Source organism: Streptomyces hygroscopicus subsp. hygroscopicus (genome assembly GCF_001553455.1).
Taxonomy (GTDB): domain Bacteria; phylum Actinomycetota; class Actinomycetes; order Streptomycetales; family Streptomycetaceae; genus Streptomyces; species Streptomyces hygroscopicus.
On the sequence record NZ_BBOX01000624.1, the window covers coordinates 1 to 2,117 of the forward strand.

The window sequence follows — 2,117 nt, forward strand, 5'->3', positions numbered from 1 at the left end:
CCCGGCCGCCCGCCGGAACCTCGTCCGCCGCGGCCGCCCAACGGGCCATCAGCGACGCGGGCGTGGCCCGCGCGAGCCCCAACTCGTCCAGCAGCCGTGCCGAGTCCGGCAGTGGGGCGGTCGGCGGACCGCCGGGGCCGCCGAACGCGCCGCCCTGCCCGGCGGCGGCCGGGCGCAGGGGCGCGAGCGCCCGCGCGAACCGCTCGGCCCACGCCGCCGACACCGCGTCCACGGTCACGGTCGTGGTGGCGCCGGTCGCGCCGGTGACTCCGGTGGTGCCGGTGACCCCGGTGACCCCGGTGGCACCCGGCATGGGCCCGCCCCCGGGGACGATCTGCAGCCCCGTGGCCACATCGCCGCTCAGCACGGCCGCCACCCCGCACGCCGCGAAGGCCGGAGACGCCGCGCACGCGGCCTCGTAGCTCCTCGGCAGCGGGGACGTGGGCGAGGCGGCAGGCGCCTCGGCCGGACACAGCAGGTGGATCCCGGCCGCCCGGCCGGTCACCGCCAGCCGGGCGAGCGTGTCGCGCAACGCGGCGGGACCGGGGACGCCGTCCACGACCACCACGGTGTACGGCCCGGAGTGGCGCGCGGCCACGGCGGCCACGGCGGCCGGGGAGGCGTCCGCCCAGCCGGGGCCAAGCGGCCCGTCCTCCAGCCGCCGGGTCAGCTCGGCCGTACGGGCCGTGGCCTGCTCCACGTCGTACGCGAGCAGTAGTCGGCAGTCCTGCCCGCGCGACGGCTGGAGCTGCGGCAGCCAGCCGAGCCACGACCACTCCGCCATCCGCTCCTCGCCGCTGATCAGCACGATCTCCAGGACGGCCGGTGAGTGCAGGGCCGCCAGTTGCGCGACGACGGACCGGACGAGCCCGGCCACCCGCGTCCGGGGCCCGGCCAGCCCCAGCGACCCGCTCTGCCGCAGGTCCACGGTCACGGGCGCGGCGGGCAACAGCCCGCCGTCGGCCGCCAGCCGGTCGGCCGAGCCGAGCCGCACGGTGAGCGTGTCCGGATGCCCCTGGGCGCGCTCCCACAACCGGGGTCCCGGCCCCAGCGCCGTCATCAGCACGGCGGCCGGGTCCGGCCACCGCCGCTGCGACTCCTCCACCTCCGCGGCGGCGCGTGCCGCTATGGCCTGCGCGCTTCCGTCTTCCCGCGCCTGGCCTCGCTCGGCCGCCTTTCCGGTCAGCTGCCGCACCCAGGCCCCTATGCCCCGCCGCCGCGCCTGCGCCCCCGGCGCGTCCAGCGCGTAGGCGCCCGCATGCGTGCGATCGCCCCCGCGCCGCCCGCCGCCCCGGCCCTGCCGCGCGCCGTCGCCACGCTGTGCGGCGCCTCCGCCCTGCTGGGTGCCGTCGCCACGTTGTGCGGCGCCCCCGCTCTGCCAGGCGTCGTCACCACGCCGGGCGCTGCCGCCACGCTGTGCGGCGCCGCCGTACCCGCCGTCCCGGGCTTGCGGCTGTCCGGTGTACGCCTCGCCGTCGTACGTCCCGGCGTCGCCGGAAGCGCCGCCGTACCCTGTGCCGCCGTCTCGTTGTCCGCCGCGTGGAGCGGCGCCCGGTTGGCCGGGGTTTGCGGGTCCGGCTGGTTCGTTGTGCCGGTGGCCATACGGCTGTCCGCCGCGCCCTTGGTCGTACGGCTGTCCGCCGCGCCCTTGGTCGTACGGCTGTCCGCCGCGTCCGGCGTCGCCATGGCTGGCGTCGCCCTCGCCGTGTCGGCCGTGGGCGGCGGTCGTGTCGCCGTACGGCGAGTCGCCGTGCCCCGTGCGTCCGTCTCGTTGTCCGCCGCGTGGAGCGGCGCCCGGTTGGCCGGGGTTTGCGTGTCCGGTCGGTTCGCCGGGCCCGTGGCCGTATGCCTGTCCGCCGCGTCCGGCGTCGCCATGGCTGGCGTCGCCCTCGCCGTGTCGGCCGTGGGCGGCGGTCGTGTCGCCGTACGGCGAGTCGCCGTGCCCCGCGCCGCCGGTCCGCTGCCCGCCGCGCTGCCCGGGGTCGGGAGCCCCGCCGTGGCCTGGGCGGCCGGGACCCGCCGAGCCCCACCCGCCGCGCGCCCCGGCTCCAGGCTGGTCGCCGGGGTGGGGAGCGCGCTGCCCGGGGGCGGCGTAGGTGCCGTCGACGGCGAGCGCC

General features: G+C 79.6%; 2 pseudogenes. One reads left to right on the forward strand and one right to left on the reverse strand.

From position 1 onward, the window contains the following. A pseudogene (locus tag AXW62_RS39430) lies at positions 1-1,195 on the reverse strand (hypothetical protein); the annotation flags it as partial. A gap of 63 nt (positions 1,196-1,258) precedes the next feature. Between AXW62_RS39430 and AXW62_RS39435 the strand changes: the two are divergent. Then, a pseudogene (locus tag AXW62_RS39435) lies at positions 1,259-2,117 on the forward strand (hypothetical protein); the annotation flags it as partial.